This is a genomic window from Photobacterium sp. SP02 (genome assembly GCF_038519165.1).
Lineage (GTDB): Bacteria > Pseudomonadota > Gammaproteobacteria > Enterobacterales > Vibrionaceae > Photobacterium > Photobacterium halotolerans.
This window is the reverse complement of the sequence record NZ_JASJOJ010000012.1, coordinates 70614-96576: the sequence shown is the minus strand read 5'-3', so window position 1 is coordinate 96576 and position 25963 is coordinate 70614. Positions and strand designations below refer to the sequence as shown.

The following is a 25963-nucleotide window of genomic DNA, read 5'->3' as shown; positions in this document are numbered from 1 at the left end:
ACCCATCAAGATCTGAATCAGCTGCTTGCGTGAAGCTTCATCGCGCTGTACTTCTTCAAACAGCAGCAACCAGCCTGCTGGAGAAACCCGCCACTGCAACCCAACAATCCCCAGTTGTTCTTCTACCGTCAGCAGCGCCCTGCCTCCGGTACTGGGTGCATAGTTAATGCCTTTCAGGCCAAACTTCCCTAAGAGTTTTTCAATTCTCATTTTCACACCTCACTCGCAGAAAACATGTTCGCCAAGTTTGCAGTTCATCATCGAACTATCGTATTCAACTGGCTCACCTTTTCTGTCCGTCATTGCCCATTTGATGACATCATGAATTCCTGCGCCAGCCATACCGCTCCTTGGAACAAAAAAAGGCGTATAGAAATCATCAATAGATTTACCTTCACGTTCAGCGCGCCAATACGAATAACGATTCAATCGCGTAATCGTTCTTTCCATCTCAGCAATACGAGCGACGTGATCTGCATTTTGAGCAAACTGTCTGATCTCTGCTTTGTTAGACATAATGCAAGGCCAACAGCCCACACGATCTGCGCCCTTCATATACAAGGGGTTTGGCTTAATACCAAGGTACTTGTGCAAAGCAAAAACATCTTGCACTTTCCATTTATGGATGGGTAAGAAAGTAAATAAGAATCCATCTCCGCGGGGATCTTCGCTAAGCCAGTTGTACTGTGCCCTCTTTTCAGACTCCTCTGCGCGAACGCCAGACCAGTTTATAACTTCACCATCAAATTCAGAAAGCAGGGGCTCAAGCGCAAATTCCGAAGCAATATCAATCTTCAGTTCCTGAGTGCAAAACCTTGCTTGCCGGGTTGGCATCGATCCATGAACAATGCAGAGATCAAAAAATGCATTCCCTGTTGGCTTGGTAAGTGCAATCGCTAGCTCAATCTGCTCATCCGTCATAGGTGGAATGACTTCACCAGCATAAGCTCCCTGGCGAATCACATGTGGTTTCCTCCACTTTTCTGCGATGCGTTTACGTCGAGCTGCAAAGCGTGACTCAGGAATTTGCAGTTTGTAGATTTCAACTGGCTGCGCGCTGCCGCCAATGTTTTCATGCAGAGATTGAATGTAGTCGTATGTTTCAGGATGCTCGTTATCTGTGTCACAGCATATCGCGCGATAATTGCCCTCCGTCGCAATATTGCAAATGGCTTTCGCCGCTGTTGAATCTTTCCCTCCAGATACACTTACAACATGCTGCCTATCTGCGCCATCAGACACAAAGCAACTTTTAAATGCAGCAACAGTTTCATCAAGCAAGGTGCGAACATCAGAGATGTGAATCGCTGGAGCATAAACATCAAACTTTGGTTTTTGCTCTTTTGGACACTCATCATCAATCCAGTGCAATTCAGATACGTTCGAATCAGTCGTAAGATCCCACACTTGCCAGCAGTAAAATACTGCACTTGACTGGCCGTCATCATGGCCGCCTTTATTACACTTAACTCGATTCACAAAGAGATAAACCCGGTTTGGAGCTTTATCTTTGTAAATATTACTAAAGCGACCTTTTGTCTCTAGTGATGCCACACGGCTAAATACAGCGACTTTTTTCTTGCTATTGCTTAAGGCCTGGACAATGAACTCCCCAAGAATGGAAAAAGGAGGATTCATGATCGTGTTATCAAACTCCTGACTGAAATTTAGATAGTCAATGTTTGGTGTTCCATATCCCCAATCATAAATATCAACACTCGTAACATCTTGATGTCCTGTTGCCTGAAGAACTTTACTGATATCTCCCTTACCGCACCCCGGATCCAGAATAGAGCCTTCGAACGTTTCGCGCTTCAACAAAGCAGCGACAGCCCATTGAGGTGTTGTATACAAATCTGATGCCAGAGCATTGTCATTTCGTTTTGTGTTTGCTGTCGCCATTACGCCGCCCTCGCCTGTTCTTCCTGTGCCGTTTCCACACGTAGCCAGATATCCGCTTCGCGTACCCGCGGCCGCAGCTGATGGCGTGCCCATGGTGAATACCGGTTCAACAACTCCAACAGCAGATCAACCTTATCCGATGGCACACCGAATTCCCGCCACTTCACCACATCCAATGCCAGCACATTGCAGTGATCGGCTATCAGCTTAATGGCCGGGCGGTATTCAATGCCTTCAAACATAGCCACATGCCGAATGGCGGCACGAACGGCCAGCCCGCGAAGTGCCAGTAACATTGCTTCTTGCTGCTCGTTCATGCTGCTTTCTCCATGTATTTGTTACGACGGAAGCTGGCCCAGTTGAAACTCAGCCACGCGCCGCCGTCTTCCATAATGCGATCAACCGATGCGTCACCCAGCACAGCGATCAGGTCGTCTTGTTCCAGGTTGGTCAGAATGCCGGTTGGCAGTTCGTTCTGGTAACGGCCATCGATGATGCGGCCCAGCAATACCTGTTCGTTCACGCTCATGCGCTGGCGGCCCACTTCGTCAATCACCAGGTAATGCACGCCCGAAAGGTAACGAATAATCGCGGCTTCGGTAGTGTTCTTGGTGCTGTAGGATTCGTGGAATTTACTCATCAGCTCTGCCACGGTGATCACCAACACCGAACGCTTCTGGCTCAGCAGCTCGTTACCCATGGCACAGGCCAGATGGTTTTTCCCGGTGCCACTGGTACCCGCGAAAATAAACCCGCCCGATTTGCCACTCAGAAAACCATCAAACCAGCGCCGAACCTCAGCAAATATCTGCCGCTGCTGCGGCGTGTGGGTGTAATAATTTTCAAACCGGCAGTGAATGTGTTTTTTACGAATACCACTACGGCCAACGGCTTTCGCTGCCATTGCGGCAAGGTGTTCGTTACGAATTTTACTGGCCGTTTTCTCGGCCTCCTGCTGACGAATGGCAGCCATTTGCTCAGCGGTGTACGGTTTGATGTGCGCAGGCACCCGGGCCTGCAGGCGTTGAAATGCGTTCATCGGTAACCCTCCGGTGGTCCATAGTTTCCACTGCTGCGGCCCATACGGCTGAACATGCCCTGCCGCTGGCTGCCTCCGCGTTCACTGGCCCATTTGTTGGCATTGCGCATACCGTTCCGCCAGGCGGCCACCCAGTCGGTGTACTTCTGGCCCCTTGCCAGCATGGCGTCACGCCATTGCTGTGTGGCAGCCTGAATGCTCAGAGTGAAACCCTGCTCGGCATACCACTGCTGCATGACATCGGTCACAGCGAAGTCATCCGGCAGGCTCGTTGCCAATCGCTTTCGTTTTTTGCCTTCAGCGATTTGCTCTGAATTCGATTCAGAATTTTCGCTAAGGGGGGCTTTAGGGGGATCTTTAATATCTGATGGATCTAATGACGGTTTGGGGTCAGATTTCGACCTACCCCCTGCGCTATTCTGACCTAGGTCAGATTTCGACCTAGGGTTAAATTCGACCCCCTCTTCCAAGGTGTTTTTCAGTACCGAAATGTGAATTTGATACAGGTTGGTGTCGTTGGTTTTCGTACCCTCTTCAGTGGTTTTCTTCCTGCGTTGCGCAGATAGCACGCCCTGTTCGCCCAGCTTCTTCAGCTGGGCTTTTACCGTTGAACGGGAAAGAGAACATTTGCGGGCCACGGAATCGATGCTGGGCCAGCACAGCCCTTCATCGTTCGCGTAGTCTGCCAGGCACAACATGATCAACTTGGTGTTGCCAGAAAACGCCGGCGAGTCCCACACCATGGTCATCACTTTAATGGACATGGACTAACCTCGCCTGCTGCACTTTGGTACGGTAAATATGCTCAGCCTCGGCCCGGCTGATAATGACAGCGGCACGCGGTGTGGTCAGCACCCAGCACGACTGTCCATTAATGGTTTTGAATAAAAGATTCATTGCACGAAATCCTGTTATCAGGCTGCTTTACGGGTCATTTCCGACTCAAGGTACTGAAGCAGTGGCTCATGAGAACCGGCGCTCTCCTGCACTTCTTTGTAAGCGGTGCGGAGTTGGTCAAGCGATGCGTTCTCAGGCAGTTTCAACACAGATACCAGCGCCTCGGAGCTTTCTTTGCTCAGCGCGGCCAGCAGATTATCCCGGTTAACGGTATGTTCATTGGCGCCGATCACCGCGACAGAAAACCCTAATGGGTTCAGAAAGGTGTTCAGCATTTGGCAGCCGCGAGCTTTGGGTAGTGCAGCCAGAATGGCGGGCAGCAAATCCATGATGGTCGCCTTGGCTTCATCGCTTGGCTTTTCCAGGTAACGCCAGAAATTTTGCTCATTGTTTTTGTCGTCGGCTCCCGGCACTTTCAGCAGCACTTTTCGCTGTGCGTCGGATTCCGAAGCCAAATCGAATTTGTGATAGAAGTGTGCGATCTTCGAGGCGATGAAGTTTTTCGAAACTTCGGTACGCCACCCTTCCACAGCGTTACGTGTAACGCTTTTTAAGCTCTGCATGTTGTTCTCCTTACTGGTTATATATACAGAAAATTGACATTCAACTTTCAAGTACATTTTTCAACTATGATCTGTCATGCGACTTGACCTACAGGGTAGATATCAGGCCGTAAAACACTTTTATTAACACGACCATCAGTTACTAAATGAAGGTCTTGAGCCAATTTGAAGCCCGCCATTTTTCTACCGTACATCACATGACGTAGGTAATTAGGGCTTGTATTTACTGACAATGCTAAGCTTCGTTTCTCTGTTACATTCAGACTTTTCCAATATTCGACATACATAAATTTACCTCCTGGGTACATTTAACACTAAAGTTTATTGACCTGCAAGGCCGTGTACCTTTTGGGTACTTAGATTTATGATTATGCTATGAAGAAGATCGAAGATTTGCGGCTGGAAAACGCCCGTACGCTACTAAAGAATTTCAATACATTGGCTGATTTCGCCGATGCGATTGAGCGTTCTCCCACGCAAATGAGTCGAGTGATTGGTAAAAACCCTACCAAAGTCATTGGGTCACGCATTGCCAGGCACATTGAGCAAAGATTAGGCTTAGAAGAAGGTTGGCTAGATAGTGAACATGACTCAATTCCCACTACTCATGGAGTAGCAGAGGTGAGTCCTATTTATAGTGTCGCGCAGGTTCAATCTTTCCCACTAATCAGCAGCGTTCAGGCAGGAAATTGGAGCGAAATCAACGAGCGAGAAATTGCTGACGCACCTCGTTTCCCATGCCCAGTCCCATGCGGACCAAGAACATTTGTTCTTCAAGTTGAAGGGATTAGCATGGAGCCGAATTTCAAAGACGGAAATTTGATTTGGGTAGATCCCGACGTAGAACCTATCAATAAGAAACTTGTCGTAGCCCGACTAGACGATCGGAACCAAGCTACATTCAAACAACTGATCATTGAAGATGGATTGAAAATGCTCAAGCCACTAAACAAAGAGTGGCCAGAGCAATATGTACCAATCAATGGAAACTGTACAATTGTAGGGGTTGTTGTATTTGGTGGGTTTATTACTTAAATTTAGGCTGCTTCTACTGAAAATAGAATCCCATAATCTTTTGAAAACATCATAGAAAACTTCGTGTTACCAAGTTGCTTGGTAGTAAATTTGTTTGGTGTGCTTGATGCTCCATTGACAAGTTCGATAAGCATCTGCCCTAGCCCTAACTGCTTTGCTTCTGGCTCAAACAGTTCAACTACAATACCCATCACTAGTAATGTATCACCAGACGATGCTATTGAATCATCGAGCACACTTATGAGGGTAATGCCTTTTACTTCATCAGTACCTTTCTTTAATGCTGCAAGAAAAGCCATCTGTTCGCTTGTCATAGCAAAAAACATCGCATCATTTGTTTTTCCATCCCAGCGCTCTAATGACGCGATCTTATACTTAGCATCTAACTTGAATTCAGACTCCTTAAAATTCTCATGAAAAGCTTGATTGAATCGCAGTTGAAAATCTTGAGCAGTGAAGCCAGTAACCTTACTTCTGGTATTTTCAACTATATCCTCTAGCAAGTTTGAACTTGGCTCAGATGCATTCGCAGCTAAGGCCCCACCAGCACAAATCGCAATCCCAAGCCAAAAAAACCAAGTGAAAATTTTCATATTCCATTACTCCGCTTTCTGAACATTTACCATGCTGAAAATCCAATAGTCTGATCTATCAATATGCGACCAACTCTAATGAATTGTAAAAAACTCAAAAATTGACTTTACAGGTCAATACTCAAGATGTACCTTTTAGGTACTCAAAGACAAGGTGAACCATTCAGGTACATTAATCATCACTTATAAAACAGCCGCCGAGAGCGATTACTCTCCCAGCGGCTTAAGTACGACACCGAAGTGTCGTGCCTTGCCAAACAGCAAGGACATTGATAGCGAAGAATACACATTTAGGAATTATGTGCGGAATGAAAGTTAAACGATTGATTTATCGGACACAAACAGAAGTTACTGATTAGAAAGACATTTGCGAGGCGTCTCGCAGCATAATTTTGCAATCGTGTAATGAACTCGCGGGCTGACCACCCGCTTCAAATTAGGAGACCGAAATGAACGCACGGAATGAATGCGAAGCAGCACAGCAATCCCCTAGCCCAACGAACGGCCATACCGTTCGCTTAAGTCTTCATGGCATGCACCTGGCTTTATCAGAACTCATTACTGTAGTACGTGAACAACCCGATAACACGGTGATCTATAGGGAGCGCGACATCAAAGAATCGGGTATCTGGCGCTATATTCTGGATATTGATCAGGCATTTAAGATTCACGAAGCGTCTGAAGCAAAAGACCGTTGTATCTGTGAATCCATTGTTGAGATATCACCAAGTTCGATTTGAAACAACAAACACCCATTCGTGCAATGAGCCCGCGGGCTGACCACCCGCCCAAACATAAAGGACCACCAGATGAAAACACTAAATACCGCCAAGTTTATTCAGCTTGCCAGCGGGATAAACAAACTTGCTCAAGCTCGGGCAGAAATGCAGATCATTGAATCCCGGCTACCAGCCAATGACGAACTAAAAGTCAGGATTCAAGAAATGGATAAGCAGTTAGAGAGCTTCTTTTATGGCTTCTGCGTAAGCGTCGATGAATCTTACATTCGTCAGTTTGAAAAGATTGGCCACATGGCCGCCCGTATTGACGAAGCCTTTAAGCGGGAAATGGCGCTTCATTAAGCAGAAAACCCCACTCAGTGACCAAACCAAGCGGGGTTTCCATTCGTGCAATGAACCCTCAGGCTCAAGACAAAGAATACAGCAGTGCTGACCACACCGCAAGGCACTCCCTTGAGTGCCAGTATTCAACCAGTAAGGAATCGTGCAATGAGAGAACCAGTAAGAAACAGCATTGAAGCATTTATTTGTAACAACGTTGCCGCAGCTTTAGATAAAGAAGGCTACGGTTCAAGCGAAGTAGATTTAGGTGTAAACGAAGCCCTTCGCTTTTACCGCACCACCTGCACTTTCAAAAAGGGCAAAGTCTTCGAAAGCTGCCTGGCGAAAGCCAAGGCCATGGTGTCTCCGGCCAAGAAATCTAAGTCGAACAGTAAAAAGGTGGCCGCATGACTGCCGACAATAAAAAACGCGAGCAGGGAAGAAAACGCGCCCAGAAGTTACGCGAGAATCGCAAAGCCAGCGGCATCACCACATTCCCGTTGCCGTTAGAGAAAGTGGAACTCGAACGGCTGGATGAGATCTGCCAGTTCTTCTCACACCCTAACCCACCCTGCGGCCACGCCGAAGGGTTACAAATGCTGATCCACCGTGTTCACAATGAGATATCGGGCATTCGCGAAAAGCTGGGCAACTGCCAATACTGCGGCGAATGCCTGCCCGAAGGCTGCGGCAAACTGCGCGAAGGCGGCCTGTTCAAAGGTGACGCCCGCTGCTGGCACACCCTAAACCGAATCCGCATCCACGATATTACGCAGAGGGCTAGCTAATGAGCATTGCACTGTATGCCCTGGCCTGTTTGGCTTTTTATATCTGTTACACAATCACTACTTCCAACAAGCAGTGAGCCACGACAACAAAGAATCGAAAGGACAACGGTTATGAAAAAAACTTTACATCCAACCTGGCTGACTTGTGAAAACTGTGGCAGTGACAAGCTAGAGGTGATAACAGAGAAAGGCAATGAAGAGTGGCTATATTCAGGTGACTTTGCAAAATGTCTGAATTGCTCAGCAGTAGGTTCGATTGAAGCTGATGGTGAAAGTGCATGGTTCGAAGCTAATGAGGAGAATCACAATGTTTAACTACAGTTGTTACCCTACTATCGAAGTTTCCTATAAAGGCAAAGAACCAATAACCGTGACACCGTCACAGTTTAAATCTGACAAAGATCATGAGCAATCACCCAAGACTTTAACAGAAGCAACCGACCAGTCGACAACGCAGTTAATCAGCCATAAAGAAGTGCTGGCTATGTTCCAAATCAGCAGCAAAGCCACCATCTACAAATGGCGCCAGAACCGCGGCTTTCCTGATCCGGTGACGCACATGCCCTTACGCTGGCTACGATCTGCGGTAGAAGAATGGAAGTATAATGTGGGAGGCTTTGGGCGATGATGGAAGGAAGCGGCTGGGAGGCCGCTTTCAACAAATGAAGTATTAAATAGAAATAGTGTTTGTTACTAGATTCTCTATTGCAATTATATTTTCAATTTCATTGTGAACTGTTAAGTTATTCTCTTTCGTTTCAATAGAAACAATCAAACTAAACTTACCGATACTTGATTGACGGTTTTCCTTTTTCAACTCTTTCCACCAGCCACCAACTGGATACACTGCAATATATTTTTTTTCAGCCAACTCTTGAGCAGTTCCCGTCCAAACATCACAGTGAATAGAGCCTCTATCTCTTAACTTCGGGCCAAGTAACCATTGAGAAGAATCGCTATCGCCTTTATCGATGTCTGGATTATCATCACGAAATTGTTTATTAATTCGATAGACAAACTCATTGCTATCTTCTGAAGCGCTATTTATATCAAATCTCAATCCAAAAGAACTGTATTTGTATTTGTTTTTCCAACCCCTTTCCCCAGGATTTGGCTCAACAAAATATGATAATGTAACTCTAAGCTTAACCTCTTGTTCCGCAATTTTTTGTAGCTCATTTTCAGGCCATGGAAGAGTATACAGTATCATTGAATTTAATGTACCGTTCGGTGTATACGGTTGGATTTGATCTTCAATGACCAAGTTTACAGAACGATCACCACTAGAAATTGCTTTCCTTAAGTTTGGATATCCAAAACCAGCAATTCTTATAAGATTTTCTACTTTCCGTTTATTGTTATATGGTGCATATCGTTCATATAACTTCTGTGGCCATTCAGCACTATGAACAGTTAATGCTCTAATAGTTTCTGGCCAATAGTCAGGGTATTCACTCCATAACTTCGAAACAAAGTTGGCTGCAAGAGCCGTTGCAGCACTAGTCTCTCGAAACGGGGTTAGATAAACACCTGAAGAAAAATTATGGTACGTAGAAACTAGACTTAACTCTTCTAGATCAGCTGCAAAATTACAGCTACTGTCAAATCCATAATTTCCACCTTCAAAAATGACATCTGGTTTGAAAGGAGACTGAGTTCCCCATGTAAGGCTAGATGTTGTTGTTGGGCCAATATCAGTCAGATCAGATAATAATGTATGCCCCGGAGTTGAAATTGCGTCTTCACTTGCCCAATAACCGACAGTAATGGCGTTATATGAGTTTGCAGGATCTTGAACCGAAGATATTTCACAAGAATAAGGAAATTGTGCAGACATACTTGGTTCAACATTACCTGCTGAAATAATAAATAAACGCCTAGTATCGTCATCTGGTGTTTCTGCTGCGAGAGAGTCAATTGTCGCAGACCAGCTTGATGGTGCACCAGAAAGAGTATAATCAGATGTAACTGCTAATGTGAAAATTCTATTGTTAGATGGTCTAATAGCGTCAATGCTATAAACAAGTGATTCAGTTATAACACCATACAAATCAGGCTCATTATATCCGTTATCAGGTAAAATTTTCGCGGACTCTATTACTGATGTCACCTCAACAGAGGGTTCTTGTAAAGTGTATTTCAAATCTCCAAGCACAGCTAAACCAGCCATACTTGTCCCATGGCCTCTTTGGTCTCCAGCAGACCAACTTGGATGGTATGTTATTTGAGCGGTTGGATCACTAGACGACGCAAGTAATGGATGCTCAGTATTAACGCCTGTATCCATGATACAGATAGGTACGCGAGAATCCGAATGGGTAATTTCGAGATCGCTTACCCACTCATACTGATCACATGGTGTCAATTCAATAAAGTCAGTTGAAATTATGCCAGCAGGACGAATTTCAGCAATTGTTCCTGTTAAAAAATGTAGTTTTTCTAAATTTTCAACAGAAGAAAAAGCTATTTTTACATATCTTTCTTTAAACTTAATACTTTTATTTGAAAACCTTATATCAAGTGCATAAGAAAGCTTATCAATATTATTTTCTATTTCTCGAACTGAATCTTTCGTGGTATTAAACCATACTTCAAAACTATAAACTGTCGTTCGTTCCTCTGGAAAGGGATTCGAACTAAACCACAAATCTTCTAGCTTTGATTCCTTTATAGCAGAAATAGACTCAATGAACTCCTGTTGCTTAGGTTTTCCTAACTTTGTCTCTTCATACCCATAAGAATCAATTGCTTTTTCTAATTTTAGAAGTTTATCAGTCGGAATAGCAACATTTGCAATTAAAGTTCCATTATCTTTTTTTACCGATAAAATTTCCATGCCATTTTTATCAAGGCTATCTATCTTCAATGGCTTTGGATTATCTTTGTTTTCAACAAATGTTAGAACAGTTTTACTAGGTTTTTCTTGAATGCCAAGTGAAGTCTGAATTTGGGTGATTTTCTGTGACGATTTTGAAAAAGCAGTTGAAAAAGAAGATTTTATAGCATTATAGTGCCCTACCTTATTTACATGGTAGGGCGTAGAATTCATGGGTGTACCAATTGCTTTAAAACCATATATATTATTTTTCGGCTTTATTTTTAAATGCTTTTTCATTGTCAACCTTAAATATGGTAAGATTTTCTTTCCCTAAATATGCGTTCTAGGGTCTCTTGGCTTATATTTTTAGTATCTTTTATAATTGCAGTTTTCATTGCATCATCGCAGCTTTTACTAATTTCCGCATAACTTAACCCGTCAGCTGCGACAATTAGTTTTTCTTTATTTTCAATATCCAATTCAAATGAGATAAACTTAGACTCAATTAACACAGAAATATCTGAGCTTTCTGGATTTTGATATTCTATAACATCATCAAATCTTCTATAAAGAGCATTATCCAGAATTTCTTTATGGTTAGTTGCCGCAATAATCAAACTATCTGAATGGTGCTCATCAAGAAGTTGTAAGAATGTATTTAGAACACGCCTTACTTCTCCCACATCATTAGTAATACTTCTTTTTGAACCAATTGTATCGAATTCATCAAAAAGATATACTCCACGATGCTGAGAAATATAATCAAATATACTTCTTAACTTTGCTGAAGTTTCACCCATATATTTAGTCATTAGAGAATCCATTCTAACTATAAATAATGGTAGGTGAAGCTCACAAGCAACAACACTAGCAGACATTGTTTTTCCTGTTCCCGGTGGTCCATATAGCATTAAGTGTCTTTTAGGAACCAGACCAAACTGTCTAATTTTTTTTGAGTTCCGATTCTCGTCTAAGAACCTAGTTAATTTATTTTTAATTTCATCAGATAAAACTATATTATTAAAGTTAACTACTGGGTGAGCTACAGAAAATAAATCAGATGAAGGTTGAACCATTTGTGCTGAGCTTGCAGATAAGACCTTCGGCATACCACTTTCTGAGTTCATGGAAATTTTAGCTTTGTCAACTAAAAATCTTAATTCGTCAGCAAACTTAGTATGGCCAATTTTTGCTTCATGTGCAGCAATCTGAAGGACAACAGATAAAAACCTATTATCATCCTTTTTTGTAAAGTGCTTTACCAGCATTTTGATTTGATTTGCACTAGCCATCTTACTTTCTCTCAATGTGTAACAACCTCATTATATGTTCATTCTATGATTCATAGTCAAAAAGTTTCATTTTTTTTGACATCAATACACATAGTTCTCAAATGCACCTGGACATATAACACTCTTATTCGTACTTCTTAAGTACAGCTGCCGATTATAGTTAAAGTAATCAATAAAAAAACGTATAAATGAAAACTAATCTGTTATTTGTCCAAACAGCCGTATGCCATACAACTCATACCCTTCAAACTGCTCTTCCAACCAATCATGTTTGTTGTACACAGACAACACCCCCCCCAGCTCATGCCCCAGCATTTTCTCCACCACATGTGGCATCACCCCAAGCTCTGAGGCTCCAGTTGATAGAGAACGTCTGAAATCATGGGTACGCCATTCTTCAAGAGGCAGGCTGGCACGTATACGGCGAATGTAACGGTTAGCAGCTGAGATTGAGATTGGGGTATTGAGATCATGCCCTGGGAACAGTACATCATCGTAGGTTTCCATGACGCGCTCTAAAATGGCCCGGGCTTTGGAGGGGATTGGCCGGCGGATTGGTTTGTTGGTTTTGCTAAGTTCTTTGGGTACTGTCCAAATACCGGCTTTCATATCGAAGTGAGAACGCCGTGCAAGGCGGAGTTCAGATAGACGATTGCCCCATAGCATTGTCAATTGATGAAGGGTTTTATTGGCGGTGCTAGCGCGACTGCGTTCAATGGCCTGCCAGATGATCGCGAGTTCAGACCAGGTAGGGACACGAGAGCCATTTTCTGGCCGAGCACCAACATTCTGCTTCTTTATTCGGTCTATATCTGTCCGCTCAATGATAAATTTGCTTTTGCAGTAGTTCAGGCAAGCACGAAGCTTGGCAAATACCGATTGCGCGGTTTTGGGCTTTTCGGCACTGATCGAGTCAAGCCATTTCATCCACTCTCTGGCTGAAATGGTTTCTACGTTCTGGTTTGGAAAGGTGCCCAGCATGTAGTTTTTTGCAAAAGAGCGATTTAGTTCTTGTGTCCCTTTCTTTAGCGTAGGTACATAGTGCTGTAGCCAGTAATTGACGCAGTCATCCAAAGTGACGAAATCTTGCTCACCGGTGATGGCAATTTCAGGATTTCTTCCTGATTCCCTCAATTCCATCATGATTTTATGTATCCGCCTTGCCTCCTTCAGGGTAGTTGCGGGATACTTACCTATCTTGATCCTTAGACTTTTACCGTTAAAACGACAGCGATACTGAAAGGTGATTTTTGCAGTGGGAGATATCCGGGCCACCAGCCCTTCCCCATCGTTAAGCTCTGCAGGACCATCATAGCTTTCTTGCTTCGCGATCAGTTTTAATTGGCGGTCTAAGATAGTCATACTAAATCCTTAAAATTCCCCCTCATTCAACCAAAATGATGGAGTTCGATTTGGACACACAGAGTAAAAATTTGGACGCAGCATTGGACACAAATGCAAATCCCAAACGTAATTACTCTGGAATTAACAACTGTATAAAAGAACAGTATAGCATTGAAAAGCCATTTTTAGAACAAACACTTAATACTAATCCGGTGGCTTTAGGATACAACTATGAACGATACAAATAAGCCAACCTTGTTTTGGCTGGACTATGAGACATTTGGTGCAAACCCTTCGGTTGATCGACCTTGCCAGTTTGCCGGGGTGAGAACCGACATGGATTTCAATGTGATTGGTGAGCCATTGGTGATTTACTGCCAGCCGCCCAGCGATTACCTGCCGTCACCCGAAGCCTGCCTGATCACAGGTATTACACCGCAAGAAGCGATGGAAAAAGGCTTACCGGAGCATGAATTTATTGCGCGCATTCATGCCGAGCTCTCAAAACCCAATACCTGCGTCATCGGCTATAACAATGTGCGCTTCGATGACGAAGTCACTCGGTATACTCTGTATCGCAATTTTTACGATCCCTATGCCTGGAGCTGGCAAAGCGGCAATTCGCGCTGGGATATGCTTGATATCATGCGTACTTGCTATGCGTTACGCCCAGATGGTCTGAACTGGCCAACAAACGAAGACGGATTTCCGAGCTTTAAGCTTGAGCATTTATCTGTTGAAAACGGGATCGAACACAGCAACGCACACGATGCAATGGCCGATGTGTACGCCACGATTGAACTGGCCAGAAAAGTCAAAGCCAGCCAACCCAAACTCTTTAACTACCTGTTTAACTTGCGTCATAAACGTAAATTGCAGGCGTTGATCGACATCGCTGAGATGACGCCCTTGGTGCATGTTTCAGGTATGTTTGGTTCTGAGTGCGGCAATACCAGCTGGATCGTCCCCATGGCCTGGCATCCGGATAACAAGAATGCGGTCATTTGCGTCAATCTGGCGATGGATCCTGCCCCGCTGTTCGATCTGGATGCTGACAGTCTGCGTGAGCGTCTGTACACCAAGCGTGCTGATCTCAACCCCGGCGAGCTGCCTGTCCCGCTCAAGCTGGTTCATATTAATAAGTGCCCGGTACTGGCACCGGCGAAAACACTGACGGCCGAAGATGCTGAGCGACTGGGGATTGACCGGGCTCAATGTCTGGCCAATCTGAGCGCGCTGAAAGATAAGCCGCAGATCCGTGAAAAACTGCTGGCCGTGTTCGGCCAGGACAGAGAGTTTGAGCCAAACGATGATGTTGATACACAACTGTATAACGGCTTCTTTTCTGCTGCGGACAAATCGGCGATGGATATCATTCGTGAGTCCGCCCCTGAAGAGTTGGGCAAACTCGAGCTGAATGTGGACGACAAACGCATCAAGCCATTGCTGTTCCGTTACCGCGCCCGTAATTTCCCGTTAACGCTAAGTCATCAGGAACAGCAGCAGTGGAAGTATCATTGTCAGGATTACTTCGAAACCAAACTGCCGGCTTACATGCAAAATCTCGAATCTATCGCGATGGAACACCAAAGCGATGAGAGAAAAATGAAAATCCTGAAGGCCGTGTACGATTACGTAGGCAAGCTGGTGTAATTACACAGCCAGGATGCCAGAAAGGCAAATCGTTACAGAGCGCTGATCTTGCTCAGTAATTTCGCAACCCTGACCTTCAGAATGGTCAGGGTTTCTTTTTTCAGACACTTTTCCTGCCCCGGTAGTTTGAACTTCAACGCAAGGCCAATAACAATTAATAAGTACCCGCTTTGTGTCATGCGTCATGGAGGCGCTTGGCGACATAAGCCACCATCAAGCCAATGATGTTTTACTGCCAGATGCCACAGGGACAGCATGCCGACAGTAAATTGGAAAAGTGATTATTATGGCAACTGAGTCTCTCACCCGGTGTTATCGATTTGCCAGGGTGGATTTTGAACCCGATCTGCGGCTGCTCGTCTGGCCTGATAAATCAGAGACCGCCCTGACGCTGCATGAGTCACGCCTGCTTGAAGCTCTGTGCTACTTTGCCGGAGAGGTGATCAGCCATAAATCATTGTCTGATAAAACATTTCTTCCGCAGGATTCCATGTCGCACATACAAAAAATCGACCTGGCTTCGATATTCAATTCGCTTCGCCGCAAGCTGACAGTTAACGGTGTGATGGCTATTCCAATCGAGGTGCTCCCCCATTTTGGCTTTCGCGTCCCTCTGCCGAAAGAGACCTGTCGCCATATCCATCGCTTCAGACAACCCGAGACGCTGCCGTCCAAACCGTCGCCACAGCCGGCAATCACAACGGTTAAAACCAGCCGACCGCATAGTTCCGCAACAGAGCACATAGTAAAACACAGCCTGATGCATAAACTGTCTGTGTTGTTGCTTGCTGCCGCCGGCATTGCAATCGTCATCGTTTCAAACCTGTGAACAAGCTGACCAGGATCAACACAGCCACAAAGAAATGTGGTGTAGATCTCATCCATTTTGTATCATTGCGGCACCATTCATCATCATCCTGACGTATATGAGCTATCTGCGTTCATTTGCAATCATTGCCATTTTTCTGATGGTAGGGAAAGGATTTCAGTCTCTTACTCAGATCCCCATCCCCGGCAGCATTCTCGGCATGTTATTTCTCTTCACAGCTCTGTCTGCGGGCCTGTTGCCGCCCAACTGGGCTAAACCCGGCTGTCATCTGTTTATTCGCCATATGGCTATTTTGTTTGTGCCTGTGGGTGTCGGGCTGGTCAATTATCTGGATCTGCTCAGAGCCAATGCCTTGCCTGTTCTGGTAAGCACCATAGGCAGCAGTTTGGTGGTTCTGTTATTTGTTGGCTGGTATGTACAGCGCAAGGAGTCTGACTGATGTGGTTAGCCGTTACGCTGATTGTTTTTATTCTTGCCCGTCAATTATCCAAGCGCTTCCAGCACCCCATTCTTAATCCGTTACTTCTCTGTCTGGTGGTGATCATTCCGCTGCTTTTGGCGCTTAATGTGCCTTATGACGTCTATTTCGATGATAACAAATGGATTCATTACCTGCTGGAACCCGCTGTCGTTGCCCTTGCTTTCCCTCTTTATGAGCAATTGCCGCAAATTCGCAGCCGCTGGAAAGTCATAGTCACGGCCAGCCTGTTTGGCAGCATACTCTCAATGATTACCGGCACAGCAATTGCCCTTGCTCTTGGCGCTGATTTACAGCTTACTGCCAGCATTCTGCCTAAATCCGTGACCACCCCCATCGCTATGGCGGTTGCTGAACAAATTGGCGGTGTGCCGTCGCTGGCCGCCGTCATGGTTCTGATCGCCGGCGTCTTTGGCGCCGTATTGGGTTATCCGTTGTTTAAGCTCGTCAACATCACCCATCCTATGGCCAAAGGATTAAGCATGGGAACAGTGGCACACGCATTAGGCACAGCCAAAGCTGCTGAGGAAAATTACAAAGATGGTGCGTTCAGCTCACTGGCCTTAGTGCTTTGTGGTGTCATTACCGCCATACTCGCCCCGATAATCTATCCGCTGCTATTGTCTGTCTTCCACTGACAACAAAGCCACTCATTGCTTCTTTAGCGGTCTTGCTGTGTAACGCCCTTACAACACCAGCACAGCCAGACCGCTTTACTGAGTACTTAAATACATACACTTATCTCATCGATCGTGTGAAACCACTCACTAATTTGCAAATGAGATGAAATAAACAACCCTTAATGGTGACAGAGATCACTATATCTATTCTTTTACGCACTACAATGCGTAAGTGAATACATTAAGGAGAATCAGTATGCGCACCGAAGTAATGGACGCTTTAGAGCACCTGCCACACACATTGTCACAGGCGCTTAAGCCTATCATTACCGCTCCGAGTTTTGATGCCACACTGAGCAAAGAAGAATTCGAACAGTTAATGGAAGACAGTCAACTGACGGATGCAGATCTGCGTATTCAGTTACTGAAAGTGGCTGCGGCTTACTCGATTGCCTCTCTTTCCAACTTCCATGTGGGTGCCATTGCCCGCGGAAACTCAGGTCGCCTGTATTTCGGTGCGAATATGGAATTCAGCGCCACCTCTATGTCACAAACGGTTCACGCAGAGCAGTCTGCAATCAGCCATGCCTGGTTGAAAGGCGAAACGGGTATTACCGACATTACCGTCAACTACTCCCCCTGCGGACATTGCCGGCAGTTCATGAATGAACTGACAACGGCACAAAGCATCATGGTGCAATTGCCAGAGCGTTCACCCAAAGCACTGCAGGAATACCTGCCGGAGTCCTTTGGCCCGTCTGATCTGGGTATCACCGAGCTCTTATTATCAGACAGCTCACATAAGCTGAAGCTCGAAACCGATGATGTGCTGCTGCAAGCAGCCTGTAAAGCGGCAGATAAATCACATGCGCCATACAGTAAAAACTATGCGGGAGTTGCGCTGAAAGCAAAAGATGGCCGGCTGTTCTCAGGCATGTATGCCGAGAACGCAGCATTTAACCCGAGCCTGCCACCACTCCAGGTGGCACTGATTAACATGAATATGGCGAGCTATCCGCTGTCAGATATTGTTGAAGCCGCTTTGGTTGAACAGAAAGACTCAGCGATCAGCTTGCTGGCTGATACTCAAAATACGCTGGAAACCTTCGATCCTGATATGCCGCTCTCCTACGCCGCCATCTGATAACAAACTAAAAGTTCCTTGCAGCCGACAAAGCCCCCTGTTTTGTCGGCTTTTTTTATCAATTAACAATTTCTTCTATGCACTCATCAGAGTATGATTCCAGATTATTTTTTCTGAAAGACACCTTATGACTCATCGACACAACCCTATTCAGGGCGCTTGCTGGATGCTGACAGCCGGAATGGCGTTTGCCGTGGTTAACAGCATGGCGCAATATCTGAGTGTGACCTTCCATTTGCCATCTACCACAGTCGGTTTGATTCAATACTTTATTGCTCTCCTTGTCATGCTTCCCTGGCTGCGCAATGTCGGTCTTCGTCAGGCTCTGAAAACACAACACTTTGGTATGCATTGCTTCCGTGTGTTTCTGTCGGTTATCGGTATTCAGTTATGGCTGTGGGCTCTGGCGTACCCAGTTCCTATCTGGCAAGGCATTGCGCTGCTGATGACATCACCTTTGTTTGCCACCGTAGGCTCGGGTTTGCTGCTGAAAGAAAAGGTCGGCTTTGTGCGCTGGATGGCAACCCTGGCCGGCTTTGCTGGTGCAATGATCATTCTTGAGCCGTGGGCCGACAATTTCAATCTGGCCTCATTACTGCCCATCGGCGCCGCTTTCTTCTGGGCGAGTTATTCACTGATGGTGAAAAAGATGTCGCACCACGATTCTCCGACGACTATGGTTGTCTACCTGCTGGTGCTGATCACCCCCTTCAACCTTTTTCTTGCTGCGCCTGATTTCACCCTGCCTGTTGGCCAGCACACCTGGGTTCTTCTGATAGGCGCCGGATTATTTACCGCACTGGCTAACTGGGCCATTGCTAAAGCCTATGCCATTGCTGACGCCTCTTTTGTGCAGCCTTTCGATCATGCCAAACTGCCTTTGAACGTGCTGGCCGGATTTATCGTCTTCGGATGGGTGCCACCCGGACGGCTTTGGCTGGGTGCCGCCATTATTATCGCCTCAGTCGCTTTCATCACACAGTGGGAGCGAAGAAAACCGATGCTGCAAGCAGCAACAATCAATGAAGCAGCGTAACTAAAAGATACCCAAACGACTTGACGTTGCAGGTAGGCGGCAAGTCAGTGAAGCCCCATGAGCATAGATAACTATGTGATTGGGGTGAGGAAACGCAGCCAACACCACTGCGGCATCAAGCAGGACGGGTATACAGATACAAAAAAGCTGGCAACTCGCCAGCTTTTTTGATTCATTCTGATTTTTGGATTCACTCTGAATCAGAAACGCACTCTTACACCCATAGCCGCTTCCAGTTCGACATCAACATCTTCCACCATATACAGCGTCGGCCCAACTTCACCATACAGCTCAAACTGATTAACCGGCACTTCCAGGCCAATACCGGAACGGATACCCAATTTGTCATAATGGTTATCAACATACTGCGCGCCGACAAAGGTATACCCCATGTTAAGCTGCGGATTTCTGGTCAAAGTACCCAGATTAAAGGTTTTATCGACCGCAAAACCAAATTCGTCTACACCCAGCGAAAAGCGCAGATCATTGTGTTTGTACTGCACACCACTCATTGGCGAACCAAGAAAAATACCTGCCGATTGCGACGCCAAAGCCGACGTAGACAAACCGCACAACAAAATACCAATCAACGACTTCTTCATGTTACTGTCCGTTTTCCCTGAATTGCGCTCTAACGACCTTAGATTATACTGATAGAGCTCTCTTTAAGCATGTCACTCTACTGTAACTGCAATATCGCGGCAATACGAACCTATAACCATACAAATGACAAATATTTGACATACCAACTGTCAAATAATTACAGATAAACGCATCGTCATTCGGCAGAAATCATTGTTCTCAAAACATAATGCAAAATGCCTCCAGCCTTGAGGTACGCCATTTCTGTTCGGGTATCAACCCGGGCTTTTACGCTATATTGTGACTCTTGTCCCTGTTCGTTGGTGATTTCCAGCGTCAGCGCTGCCCCCGGCGACAAGGTATCAACACCTTTCAGCTGTATTTTTTCCTTGCCGGTTAACGACAATGAAGCCAGTAAACCGTCAGGGAGCTCAACAGGAATCACCCCCATACCCACCAGATTTGAACGGTGAATTCGCTCAAAACTTTCAGCCAGTACCGCTTTTACGCCCAGTAAGCTGGTCCCTTTTGCGGCCCAGTCGCGGCTGGATCCTGTGCCGTATTCTTTCCCGGCAAAAATCACCAGAGGTATGCTCTGGTCCTGATACCTCATCGCAGCATCATAAATTGATACTTCTTCACCTGTCGGCTGGTAAATGGTGTACCCGCCTTCTTTCCCCTTGAGCATCAGGTTCTTAATGCGAATGTTGGCAAAGGTGCCGCGCATCATGACTTCATGATTGCCGCGCCGTGAACCATAGGAATTAAAATCTGCCGGTTCAATACCCTGCTCCTGCAAATAGTGTCCAGCCGGGCTGTCTGCTTTTATGTTACCCGCAGGTGAGATATGGTCGGTCGTTATTGAGTCACCAAATAATGCCAGAATGGCTGCATTTTCAATATCTTTCAGTGGTTTTAGCGGCTGCGTTATCTCGTCAAAATAGGGTGGAAGGCGAACGTAAGTAGAATCTGGCCGCCACTGGTACGTATTCCCTTTATTGATAGTGATCTGCTGCCAGATATCATCGCCGGCAAAAATGTCCGCATATTCCTGCTCAAACAGGCTGTTCTTCACTTCCTTCATCGCCTGCGTGATGTCTTCCTGGGAAGGCCAGACATCTTTCAGATACACCGGCTGACCATTGCTGTCCTGACCCAGCGGCTCTTTGGTCAGGTCAATGCTTGTCGTGCCGGCTAATGCAAAGGCAACCACCAGAGGCGGAGACGCCAGCCAGTTAGCTTTCACCAGCGGATGCACGCGACCTTCAAAGTTTCGGTTGCCAGACAGCACCGAGGAAACAGTAAGGTTGGCGTCATTGATGGCTTTTTCGATTGGCGCAAGTAAGGGTCCGGAATTTCCGATACAGGTCGTACAGCCATACCCCACCAGATTAAACCCAAGCTTGTTCAGATAGTCTTGCAGACCCGATGCCTCAAAATACCGGGTCACCACTTTCGAACCTGGCGCAAGGGAGCTTTTAACCCAGGGCTTAGTCTGCAGACCTTTTTCCACCGCATTTTTAGCCAGTAAACCCGCGGCTAACATGACGCTGGGGTTAGAGGTATTGGTGCAGGATGTGATGGCGGCAATCACGACATCACCGTGAGTCAGTGAGAAGCTCTTGCCTTTGGTATCCTCGCCAGAATCGCCTAAATCGACCTGGATTTGCTGTTCCGGTTGCAAACCGCTCAATGCCAGCAAATCTTCCGTCGCGGTTTTGATATCAGGCAACGAGACTCTGTCCTGCGGGCGCTTAGGGCCGGCCAGGCTCGGGACAACCTCGTCCAGTGCCAATGCCAGGGTATCTGTATAAAATGGCTCAGGCTGGCTGGAATCCCGCCACATGGCGTTAGCTTTGGCATAGGCTTCAACGCGGGCAATCAGAGACTCACTGCGCCCGGAAAGGCGCATATAGCGCAGCGTTTCCTGATCAATCGGAAAGAATCCGCAGGTAGCACCGTATTCTGGTGCCATATTGGCAATTGTCGCCCGATCAGCCAAAGGCAAGGCATCTAAACCGGGGCCGTAGAATTCCACGAATTTACCGACTACCCCTTTTTTTCGCAGCATCTCAGTGACAGTTAAGACAAGATCTGTTGCCGTCACGCCCGGAAGCAATTTACCGCTGAGATGAAAACCAATCACTTCCGGGATTAACATAGAGATAGGCTGACCAAGCATAGCGGCTTCAGCCTCAATGCCGCCAACCCCCCAGCCAAGTACACCCAAGGCATTGATCATAGTGGTATGCGAATCAGTCCCGACCAGAGTATCCGGATACAAGACGCCGCTGTGCTGCCACACCGATTGTCCAAGGTATTCAAGATTAACCTGATGGCATATTCCCGTTCCCGGCGGGACGACACGAAAATTGGTAAAAGCTTGCTGGCCCCAGCGCAAAAACTGATAGCGTTCGATATTACGCTGCATTTCAAGTTCAACGTTTCGGGCAAAAGCCTGTTCAGAGGCGTAAACATCCACCATCACGGAATGATCAATCACCAGATCAACGGCCGACTGAGGATTGATGCTGTCGGGGTTTTTACCGGCCCGGGTCATGGCATCCCGCATCGCAGCCAGATCCACCACGGCCGGCACACCGGTAAAATCCTGCATCAGCACACGGGCTGGACGGTATTGGATCTCTTTATCTGAACGGCGTGTATCAAGCCAGTCAATCACAGATTGGATGTCGGACTTAGTGACAGTGTCACCATCCTCAAACCTGAGCAGGTTCTCCAAAAGCACTTTCAGGGAAAAGGGTAAGCGATCAACCTCCCCCAAATGACGTAGTGTGGTCAGGTCAAAATAATCAAAGCGCTGACCGCCTGTATCCAAGGTTTTTTTACTGTGAAAACTGTCCTTTGAGATCTGTGCCTTCATTACTCACCTCCGTCTTGGTCATTTTGACTATAGACGGGATCAAGCTAATGATAAAAATAGACAATAATCAGAACAGACAAGTGTGACTGACTACACAGCCACACTGCAAACTATATTCAGGCTGGGGTTTGGATGAACCAGACTTCTTCGGCAAAACGGCTTAAGCCCTGCTGACGACGCGGATGTGATTCATCGGCGTCCTGACGCCCGATATGAGTCACTTCGCAGCCCGCGAAAAGTGATCGCACTTCTTCAGCACGGACGCTGAACGGCGGCCCGGCCATTTCTTCCTGAATGTAATCCAGCGTCACCAGCATGATCTTTCCGCCAGGCTTCACCAGAGATAACAGACGCTGCACATAGCTTTGCCGCATGTTCTCCGGCATCGCAATCAGCGCCGCGCGGTCGTACACAGCATCTACGGGCTGAACCGGTGCAGTAAAATAATCACCGCAATAAATACGGACCTCATCAAACTCATACAGAGTATGCCCGTTACCTAATGATGTCACAGTCGGTAAGTACAAATGCTCGGCAAAATAGGCACGGACAGCGATTTCACTTAACTCAACACCCGTCACCTGATGGTGCTTTTCTGCCAGCCAGGTCAAATCCAGAGATTTACCGCACATAGGCACAAACACAGTATCTTCGCGTTGCAGCCCTAATTTCGGCCAGTAATAAGGTAATACCGGGTTAGTGTCGTTTAAATGAAATCCGATTCGGTTCTCTGCCCAGCGGCTATGCCAAAATTCTGCATCCATCGACTGCTCTCTCTGTACTTGACTGACTTCAGGGCGGTATCAGACCACATTTCTGTATTGAGATCCAGCCAGCCCTGCCAGCGCTTCAGCATCGGCAGAAACGAAAAAAGGATGCCTGAGCATCCTTTTTCTTACCTTCGACAAAACAAAGGCCTGCGGTCAATTCTCAATTTCTTTATGCGAGCTTAGTGACAAGGTAACGCACCGGTATCAAGCACCAGCATCAACCTATGCGGAATAACTTGATTGAATCACGACGCACGGTAACCCCACGGAAGGTCACAGGTTCCAGTAACGTCATCAGTTGCTTAGACACAAAAAACTTACCGCCGTAGCTACGATCGCCACCACGGTTTACCCAATCTGCAAATTCATCTGCCAGGTTGAACATTGAGTTTCCTACAAGTAAAACCAGGACTTTCGCAACTTCGCTGTCGTTGTGTTTATTGAATTCTGCGTCACGAACCTTCTTGCGGTATTCTTCGACAATTCTCTCAAGGCAATCAAATCTGCTCATATACACCACCACATAAAAAAGAGGTGCGGATACTACTGATGAATAGTGTTTAAATCAAGCCATCAGACCATGATTTTGGCTATTGCTAACACAAATCAACGCGATCAAAGCACGTTAACAAAATTTCAGTTAATAGAAGCGAGTAATTACCTAAGTTTCTATAACCATTGCTTTACTTTTATGTGATTTCATTTACCAGCCGATGGTTATCGATAATAATCCACCACTTGCACAGAAACAGGCATATTTTGCGGTGCTATCTCAAGCGTGAACTGATGCTGTCCCACCATTTTAAGCGTCCCACCGGACTCCCCCGTCACACTCACTCCTTCAATTTTCGTAAAAGGTTGCTCTGTGCCATAAAACATATTCACCGACAGAGTCACTTTCTGGTTGCTTTCGAGCCCGAAGCTGCATATTCCTGACGAACAGTACACATCCAGCGATTGTTCTTGTTGCTCGATGTGGTCAACACCTTTTACCGGTGTCGCTGAGACAGACAGAGCTTCACTACAGCCCGTCAAAAACAACCAGCCCGGTATCAGCACTATCAAGCATTTTGCCCAGCCACTCAGGCAGATTCTCTTTTCCATCGTTCACTCCAGCGACATTTTCTGATCTGTGTAGAGGAAAGAGTACTGTATAAGACACTGTCTATACATACTGTATAAATACACAGATAACAATCCTGGCATCAATAATCTGCTTAACATCCCCCCAAAGAGATATGATTACAAAAACTAAAAAATCATTTTAAATCAACTTTTTATGTTCACGCCCTGATATCTGAGAAAGCTAGACACCTCAGATTATTGTGAATCAGACTCAAAAAACACTTGCATCCCTTTACGTTCAAAACTACTGTATAGACATACAGCATGTATAAATAAACAATAACATCGACTCTAGCAGAGGATGGAACTCTCATGACAGCACAATTAGACAGCATCCAATCAGTGACCGCTTCTCAGGTGTACAAATCCACTTTTCTGTCTCATTCTTCTTCCCTGAGTTCCAACCAGGTTCAGTATCCTATCGAAGTCAGCTTCTGCGATCATGAGCAAGCCCAGCTCGCCTATTTGCTCAGACTGCTAAAACAGGCCAGTGAGCAAAACCGCTGGATTATGTTTATCGGTGCAGATGCGCTGCTGGATCGCCAACTGCTCAGCAATGCCGGAGTCGATATCAATAAAGTGCTGGTGTTAAAAGAGAAGAACAAACAATCCACTCAGGCGCTGATGGCAAAAGCGTTACACATGGGAAATTGTAGTGCGGTAATTGCCAGCGGGAATGTGCAGGAGTATTGCAACAAAACCATCCATGATGCGGCTATTCATGGCAACTCAATGGCGTTTATCATCAATCGAACCCAGCAGGCCAATACTCTGCTGCATTGAAAAGCCGCGGAAACGATTGCTTTCGACTGAAATGAAAAATGCCAGGAATCGAATACATCCAACTGGCATTTTTCTATGCTTGTTTATCCATTATCTGTGTCGTCATCCTGGCGCAGACAGACACAAGCGCAGCTCAGGTTCAGGGCACCATTAAACGAATGTGCAACTGTTCGCCATTATTGCCAATTTCCTGAATCTCACATTCTGCTTTTTCTGTAATCAGATCCAGCTGATCCTGATCCAATGAATATGGCAGGCGGATGTCCAGTTCAGAAATCTGTTCCATACGAGCCAGGCGCAGCAATCTCACCAGGTTATTCACATCGCTGGTATGGGTAGACAATACTTTCAGCGCTTGGTTACGTAAGCGCTCGGTCTTACTGGCATCAGAACCAGGCGCTCTGCCCCAGGAAAACTCCAAGGCTGGCAGCACCACTTTAAACGCATCCCACAAGGTTGGTCTGTGGTGACACAACACAGACAGAAATGAGGTGTAATCAAACACAATCTCTTTCGCTTGTTGGGCTTCAACTGAAGATTTCATAACTTTCCTTCACAAGAATTCAACAGCATTAATGTGCAAGCTAAAGTAAATTGGACGAATGCTTTATTTAGCGAGACACTATAAAGGCTTCGCCAATCACTTACTTTTTTATCTCTTCATTTTTTTGCGCATGATCGTGTTTTTTCTTGCTTCGCATCAATTAAAAAATATCGGAAAAACATT

The 25963-nt window shown here is 46.0% G+C and carries 30 protein-coding genes and 1 pseudogene; 14 read left to right on the top strand and 17 right to left on the bottom strand.

The features are described 5' to 3' along the window. The 7 genes and pseudogenes from P0Y67_RS07950 to P0Y67_RS07920 all read right to left on the bottom strand — a co-directional run. Nucleotides 1-210, bottom strand: a pseudogene (locus P0Y67_RS07950) (hypothetical protein); the annotation flags it as partial. A gap of 9 nt (nt 211-219) precedes the next feature. After that, nucleotides 220-1902, bottom strand: coding sequence for a phosphoadenosine phosphosulfate reductase domain-containing protein (locus P0Y67_RS07945; protein ID WP_342391454.1), 1683 nt, complete (start codon nt 1900-1902; stop codon nt 220-222). Continuing rightward, complete coding sequence (locus P0Y67_RS07940) at nt 1902-2219, bottom strand: hypothetical protein (RefSeq protein WP_342391453.1); 318 nt, start codon at nt 2217-2219, stop codon at nt 1902-1904. Before P0Y67_RS07940 ends, P0Y67_RS07945 begins: the two co-directional genes overlap by 1 nt. After that, entirely contained in the window at nt 2216-2941 is a 726-nt protein-coding gene (locus P0Y67_RS07935; protein WP_342391452.1) for an ATP-binding protein, read from the bottom strand. Before P0Y67_RS07935 ends, P0Y67_RS07940 begins: the two co-directional genes overlap by 4 nt. Further along, on the bottom strand, nt 2938-3705 hold the full coding sequence (locus P0Y67_RS07930) for a helix-turn-helix domain-containing protein (RefSeq protein WP_342391451.1): 768 nt from the start codon (nt 3703-3705) through the stop codon (nt 2938-2940). Before P0Y67_RS07930 ends, P0Y67_RS07935 begins: the two co-directional genes overlap by 4 nt. Then, nucleotides 3695-3838, bottom strand: coding sequence for a hypothetical protein (locus P0Y67_RS07925; RefSeq protein ID WP_342391450.1), 144 nt, complete (start codon nt 3836-3838; stop codon nt 3695-3697). Before P0Y67_RS07925 ends, P0Y67_RS07930 begins: the two co-directional genes overlap by 11 nt. Nucleotides 3839-3855: 17 nt before the next feature. Next, on the bottom strand, nt 3856-4401 hold the full coding sequence (locus P0Y67_RS07920) for a toxin YdaT family protein (protein ID WP_342391449.1): 546 nt from the start codon (nt 4399-4401) through the stop codon (nt 3856-3858). Nucleotides 4402-4776: 375 nt separating this feature from the next. On the opposite strand from P0Y67_RS07920, the gene P0Y67_RS07915 reads away from it, so the two are divergent. Beyond that, nucleotides 4777-5436 (top strand): LexA family protein, encoded by a 660-nt coding sequence (locus P0Y67_RS07915; RefSeq protein WP_342391448.1) that lies wholly within the window; start codon nt 4777-4779, stop codon nt 5434-5436. Nucleotides 5437-5438: 2 nt separating this feature from the next. Here the strand turns inward: P0Y67_RS07915 and P0Y67_RS07910 are convergent, their stop codons facing one another. Beyond that, entirely contained in the window at nt 5439-6029 is a 591-nt protein-coding gene (locus P0Y67_RS07910) for a hypothetical protein (RefSeq protein WP_342391447.1), read from the bottom strand. A gap of 449 nt (nt 6030-6478) precedes the next feature. Between P0Y67_RS07910 and P0Y67_RS07905 the strand changes: the two genes are divergently transcribed. The 6 genes from P0Y67_RS07905 (at nt 6479) to P0Y67_RS07880 (ending at nt 8506) form a co-directional block, all read left to right on the top strand. Further along, nucleotides 6479-6769 (top strand): hypothetical protein, encoded by a 291-nt coding sequence (locus tag P0Y67_RS07905; protein ID WP_342391446.1) that lies wholly within the window; start codon nt 6479-6481, stop codon nt 6767-6769. Between the two features lie 69 nt (nt 6770-6838). Then, nucleotides 6839-7111 carry a hypothetical protein gene (locus P0Y67_RS07900; RefSeq protein WP_342391445.1) on the top strand — a complete coding sequence of 91 codons (273 nt, stop codon included), beginning with the start codon at nt 6839-6841 and terminating at the stop codon, nt 7109-7111. A gap of 147 nt (nt 7112-7258) precedes the next feature. After that, complete coding sequence (locus P0Y67_RS07895) at nt 7259-7501, top strand: hypothetical protein (RefSeq protein WP_342391444.1); 243 nt, start codon at nt 7259-7261, stop codon at nt 7499-7501. Beyond that, complete coding sequence (locus P0Y67_RS07890) at nt 7498-7878, top strand: hypothetical protein (protein ID WP_342391443.1); 381 nt, start codon at nt 7498-7500, stop codon at nt 7876-7878. The genes P0Y67_RS07895 and P0Y67_RS07890 overlap by 4 nt, the downstream gene beginning before the upstream one ends. A gap of 111 nt (nt 7879-7989) precedes the next feature. Beyond that, nucleotides 7990-8193: a hypothetical protein gene (locus P0Y67_RS07885; RefSeq protein WP_342391442.1), complete on the top strand. Its 204-nt coding sequence runs from the start codon at nt 7990-7992 to the stop codon at nt 8191-8193. Beyond that, complete coding sequence (locus P0Y67_RS07880; protein WP_342391441.1) at nt 8186-8506, top strand: helix-turn-helix transcriptional regulator; 321 nt, start codon at nt 8186-8188, stop codon at nt 8504-8506. The genes P0Y67_RS07885 and P0Y67_RS07880 overlap by 8 nt, the downstream gene beginning before the upstream one ends. 42 nt (nt 8507-8548) lie before the next feature. On the opposite strand, the gene P0Y67_RS07875 is transcribed toward P0Y67_RS07880, so the two are convergent. The 3 genes from P0Y67_RS07875 to P0Y67_RS07865 form a co-directional block, all read right to left on the bottom strand. Next, nucleotides 8549-10993 carry a S8 family peptidase gene (locus tag P0Y67_RS07875; RefSeq protein ID WP_342391440.1) on the bottom strand — a complete coding sequence of 815 codons (2445 nt, stop codon included), beginning with the start codon at nt 10991-10993 and terminating at the stop codon, nt 8549-8551. An 8-nt stretch (nt 10994-11001) separates the two neighbouring features. Then, entirely contained in the window at nt 11002-11988 is a 987-nt protein-coding gene (locus P0Y67_RS07870) for an AAA family ATPase (RefSeq protein ID WP_342391439.1), read from the bottom strand. Between the two features lie 195 nt (nt 11989-12183). Continuing rightward, nucleotides 12184-13350 carry a tyrosine-type recombinase/integrase gene (locus tag P0Y67_RS07865; RefSeq protein ID WP_342391438.1) on the bottom strand — a complete coding sequence of 389 codons (1167 nt, stop codon included), beginning with the start codon at nt 13348-13350 and terminating at the stop codon, nt 12184-12186. Nucleotides 13351-13563: 213 nt separating this feature from the next. Here P0Y67_RS07865 and sbcB point away from each other — a divergent pair, with 213 nt between their 5' ends. The 6 genes from sbcB (at nt 13564) to P0Y67_RS07835 (ending at nt 19092) form a co-directional block, all read left to right on the top strand. Further along, the gene (gene sbcB / locus P0Y67_RS07860; protein WP_342391437.1) at nt 13564-14985 is read left to right on the top strand and encodes an exodeoxyribonuclease I; all 1422 of its coding nucleotides are present in this window, start codon (nt 13564-13566) and stop codon (nt 14983-14985) included. Between the two features lie 286 nt (nt 14986-15271). Then, nucleotides 15272-15814, top strand: a complete 543-nt coding sequence (locus tag P0Y67_RS07855; protein ID WP_342391436.1) for a winged helix-turn-helix domain-containing protein — start codon at nt 15272-15274, stop codon at nt 15812-15814. 97 nt (nt 15815-15911) lie between these two features. Continuing rightward, nucleotides 15912-16253: a CidA/LrgA family protein gene (locus tag P0Y67_RS07850; protein WP_027252181.1), complete on the top strand. Its 342-nt coding sequence runs from the start codon at nt 15912-15914 to the stop codon at nt 16251-16253. Then, nucleotides 16253-16930: a CidB/LrgB family autolysis modulator gene (locus P0Y67_RS07845; RefSeq protein ID WP_342391435.1), complete on the top strand. Its 678-nt coding sequence runs from the start codon at nt 16253-16255 to the stop codon at nt 16928-16930. The genes P0Y67_RS07850 and P0Y67_RS07845 overlap by 1 nt, the downstream gene beginning before the upstream one ends. Before the next feature lie 238 nt (nt 16931-17168). After that, entirely contained in the window at nt 17169-18056 is an 888-nt protein-coding gene (gene cdd, locus P0Y67_RS07840) for a cytidine deaminase (protein ID WP_342391434.1), read from the top strand. A gap of 127 nt (nt 18057-18183) precedes the next feature. Next, the gene (locus P0Y67_RS07835; RefSeq protein WP_342391433.1) at nt 18184-19092 is read left to right on the top strand and encodes a DMT family transporter; all 909 of its coding nucleotides are present in this window, start codon (nt 18184-18186) and stop codon (nt 19090-19092) included. 200 nt (nt 19093-19292) lie between these two features. Here P0Y67_RS07835 and P0Y67_RS07830 read toward each other — a convergent pair whose 3' ends face one another. The 5 genes from P0Y67_RS07830 to P0Y67_RS07810 form a co-directional block, all read right to left on the bottom strand. Continuing rightward, entirely contained in the window at nt 19293-19694 is a 402-nt protein-coding gene (locus P0Y67_RS07830) for a hypothetical protein (protein ID WP_342391432.1), read from the bottom strand. 176 nt (nt 19695-19870) lie between these two features. Then, on the bottom strand, nt 19871-22558 hold the full coding sequence (acnA, locus tag P0Y67_RS07825; RefSeq protein ID WP_342391431.1) for an aconitate hydratase AcnA: 2688 nt from the start codon (nt 22556-22558) through the stop codon (nt 19871-19873). 116 nt (nt 22559-22674) lie between these two features. After that, nucleotides 22675-23322, bottom strand: a complete 648-nt coding sequence (locus tag P0Y67_RS07820; protein ID WP_342391430.1) for a thiopurine S-methyltransferase — start codon at nt 23320-23322, stop codon at nt 22675-22677. 223 nt (nt 23323-23545) lie between these two features. Next, nucleotides 23546-23839: a hypothetical protein gene (locus P0Y67_RS07815; protein WP_027252174.1), complete on the bottom strand. Its 294-nt coding sequence runs from the start codon at nt 23837-23839 to the stop codon at nt 23546-23548. A 206-nt stretch (nt 23840-24045) separates the two neighbouring features. Then, a complete protein-coding gene (locus P0Y67_RS07810; protein ID WP_051288055.1) occupies nt 24046-24432 on the bottom strand; it encodes a hypothetical protein in 387 nt (128 codons plus the stop codon). A gap of 333 nt (nt 24433-24765) precedes the next feature. Between P0Y67_RS07810 and P0Y67_RS07805 the strand changes: the two genes are divergently transcribed. Then, a complete protein-coding gene (locus P0Y67_RS07805) occupies nt 24766-25236 on the top strand; it encodes a SulA-like leucine-rich domain-containing protein (RefSeq protein ID WP_342391429.1) in 471 nt (156 codons plus the stop codon). A gap of 139 nt (nt 25237-25375) precedes the next feature. Here the strand turns inward: P0Y67_RS07805 and P0Y67_RS07800 are convergent, their stop codons facing one another. Beyond that, complete coding sequence (locus P0Y67_RS07800) at nt 25376-25780, bottom strand: hypothetical protein (RefSeq protein WP_027252171.1); 405 nt, start codon at nt 25778-25780, stop codon at nt 25376-25378. Nucleotides 25781-25963 lie beyond the last annotated feature (183 nt).

Coding starts and splice junctions, on each gene's coding strand:
- P0Y67_RS07845 (WP_342391435.1), top strand. CDS start 16,253: ATGTGGTTAGCCGTTACGCTGATTGTTTTTATTCTTGCCCGTCAATTA.
- P0Y67_RS07850 (WP_027252181.1), top strand. CDS start 15,912: ATGAGCTATCTGCGTTCATTTGCAATCATTGCCATTTTTCTGATGGTA.
- P0Y67_RS07935 (WP_342391452.1), bottom strand. CDS start 2,941: ATGAACGCATTTCAACGCCTGCAGGCCCGGGTGCCTGCGCACATCAAA.
- P0Y67_RS07835 (WP_342391433.1), top strand. CDS start 18,184: ATGACTCATCGACACAACCCTATTCAGGGCGCTTGCTGGATGCTGACA.
- P0Y67_RS07920 (WP_342391449.1), bottom strand. CDS start 4,401: ATGCAGAGCTTAAAAAGCGTTACACGTAACGCTGTGGAAGGGTGGCGT.
- P0Y67_RS07855 (WP_342391436.1), top strand. CDS start 15,272: ATGGCAACTGAGTCTCTCACCCGGTGTTATCGATTTGCCAGGGTGGAT.
- cdd (WP_342391434.1), top strand. CDS start 17,169: ATGCGCACCGAAGTAATGGACGCTTTAGAGCACCTGCCACACACATTG.
- P0Y67_RS07910 (WP_342391447.1), bottom strand. CDS start 6,029: ATGAAAATTTTCACTTGGTTTTTTTGGCTTGGGATTGCGATTTGTGCT.
- P0Y67_RS07875 (WP_342391440.1), bottom strand. CDS start 10,993: ATGAAAAAGCATTTAAAAATAAAGCCGAAAAATAATATATATGGTTTT.
- P0Y67_RS07945 (WP_342391454.1), bottom strand. CDS start 1,902: ATGGCGACAGCAAACACAAAACGAAATGACAATGCTCTGGCATCAGAT.
- P0Y67_RS07800 (WP_027252171.1), bottom strand. CDS start 25,780: ATGAAATCTTCAGTTGAAGCCCAACAAGCGAAAGAGATTGTGTTTGAT.
- P0Y67_RS07870 (WP_342391439.1), bottom strand. CDS start 11,988: ATGGCTAGTGCAAATCAAATCAAAATGCTGGTAAAGCACTTTACAAAA.
- P0Y67_RS07905 (WP_342391446.1), top strand. CDS start 6,479: ATGAACGCACGGAATGAATGCGAAGCAGCACAGCAATCCCCTAGCCCA.
- P0Y67_RS07820 (WP_342391430.1), bottom strand. CDS start 23,322: ATGGATGCAGAATTTTGGCATAGCCGCTGGGCAGAGAACCGAATCGGA.
- P0Y67_RS07880 (WP_342391441.1), top strand. CDS start 8,186: ATGTTTAACTACAGTTGTTACCCTACTATCGAAGTTTCCTATAAAGGC.
- P0Y67_RS07915 (WP_342391448.1), top strand. CDS start 4,777: ATGAAGAAGATCGAAGATTTGCGGCTGGAAAACGCCCGTACGCTACTA.
- acnA (WP_342391431.1), bottom strand. CDS start 22,558: ATGAAGGCACAGATCTCAAAGGACAGTTTTCACAGTAAAAAAACCTTG.
- P0Y67_RS07805 (WP_342391429.1), top strand. CDS start 24,766: ATGACAGCACAATTAGACAGCATCCAATCAGTGACCGCTTCTCAGGTG.
- P0Y67_RS07930 (WP_342391451.1), bottom strand. CDS start 3,705: ATGTCCATTAAAGTGATGACCATGGTGTGGGACTCGCCGGCGTTTTCT.
- P0Y67_RS07830 (WP_342391432.1), bottom strand. CDS start 19,694: ATGAAGAAGTCGTTGATTGGTATTTTGTTGTGCGGTTTGTCTACGTCG.
- P0Y67_RS07900 (WP_342391445.1), top strand. CDS start 6,839: ATGAAAACACTAAATACCGCCAAGTTTATTCAGCTTGCCAGCGGGATA.
- P0Y67_RS07810 (WP_051288055.1), bottom strand. CDS start 24,432: ATGGAAAAGAGAATCTGCCTGAGTGGCTGGGCAAAATGCTTGATAGTG.
- P0Y67_RS07925 (WP_342391450.1), bottom strand. CDS start 3,838: ATGAATCTTTTATTCAAAACCATTAATGGACAGTCGTGCTGGGTGCTG.
- P0Y67_RS07940 (WP_342391453.1), bottom strand. CDS start 2,219: ATGAACGAGCAGCAAGAAGCAATGTTACTGGCACTTCGCGGGCTGGCC.
- P0Y67_RS07865 (WP_342391438.1), bottom strand. CDS start 13,350: ATGACTATCTTAGACCGCCAATTAAAACTGATCGCGAAGCAAGAAAGC.
- P0Y67_RS07890 (WP_342391443.1), top strand. CDS start 7,498: ATGACTGCCGACAATAAAAAACGCGAGCAGGGAAGAAAACGCGCCCAG.
- P0Y67_RS07895 (WP_342391444.1), top strand. CDS start 7,259: ATGAGAGAACCAGTAAGAAACAGCATTGAAGCATTTATTTGTAACAAC.
- P0Y67_RS07885 (WP_342391442.1), top strand. CDS start 7,990: ATGAAAAAAACTTTACATCCAACCTGGCTGACTTGTGAAAACTGTGGC.
- P0Y67_RS07815 (WP_027252174.1), bottom strand. CDS start 23,839: ATGAGCAGATTTGATTGCCTTGAGAGAATTGTCGAAGAATACCGCAAG.
- sbcB (WP_342391437.1), top strand. CDS start 13,564: ATGAACGATACAAATAAGCCAACCTTGTTTTGGCTGGACTATGAGACA.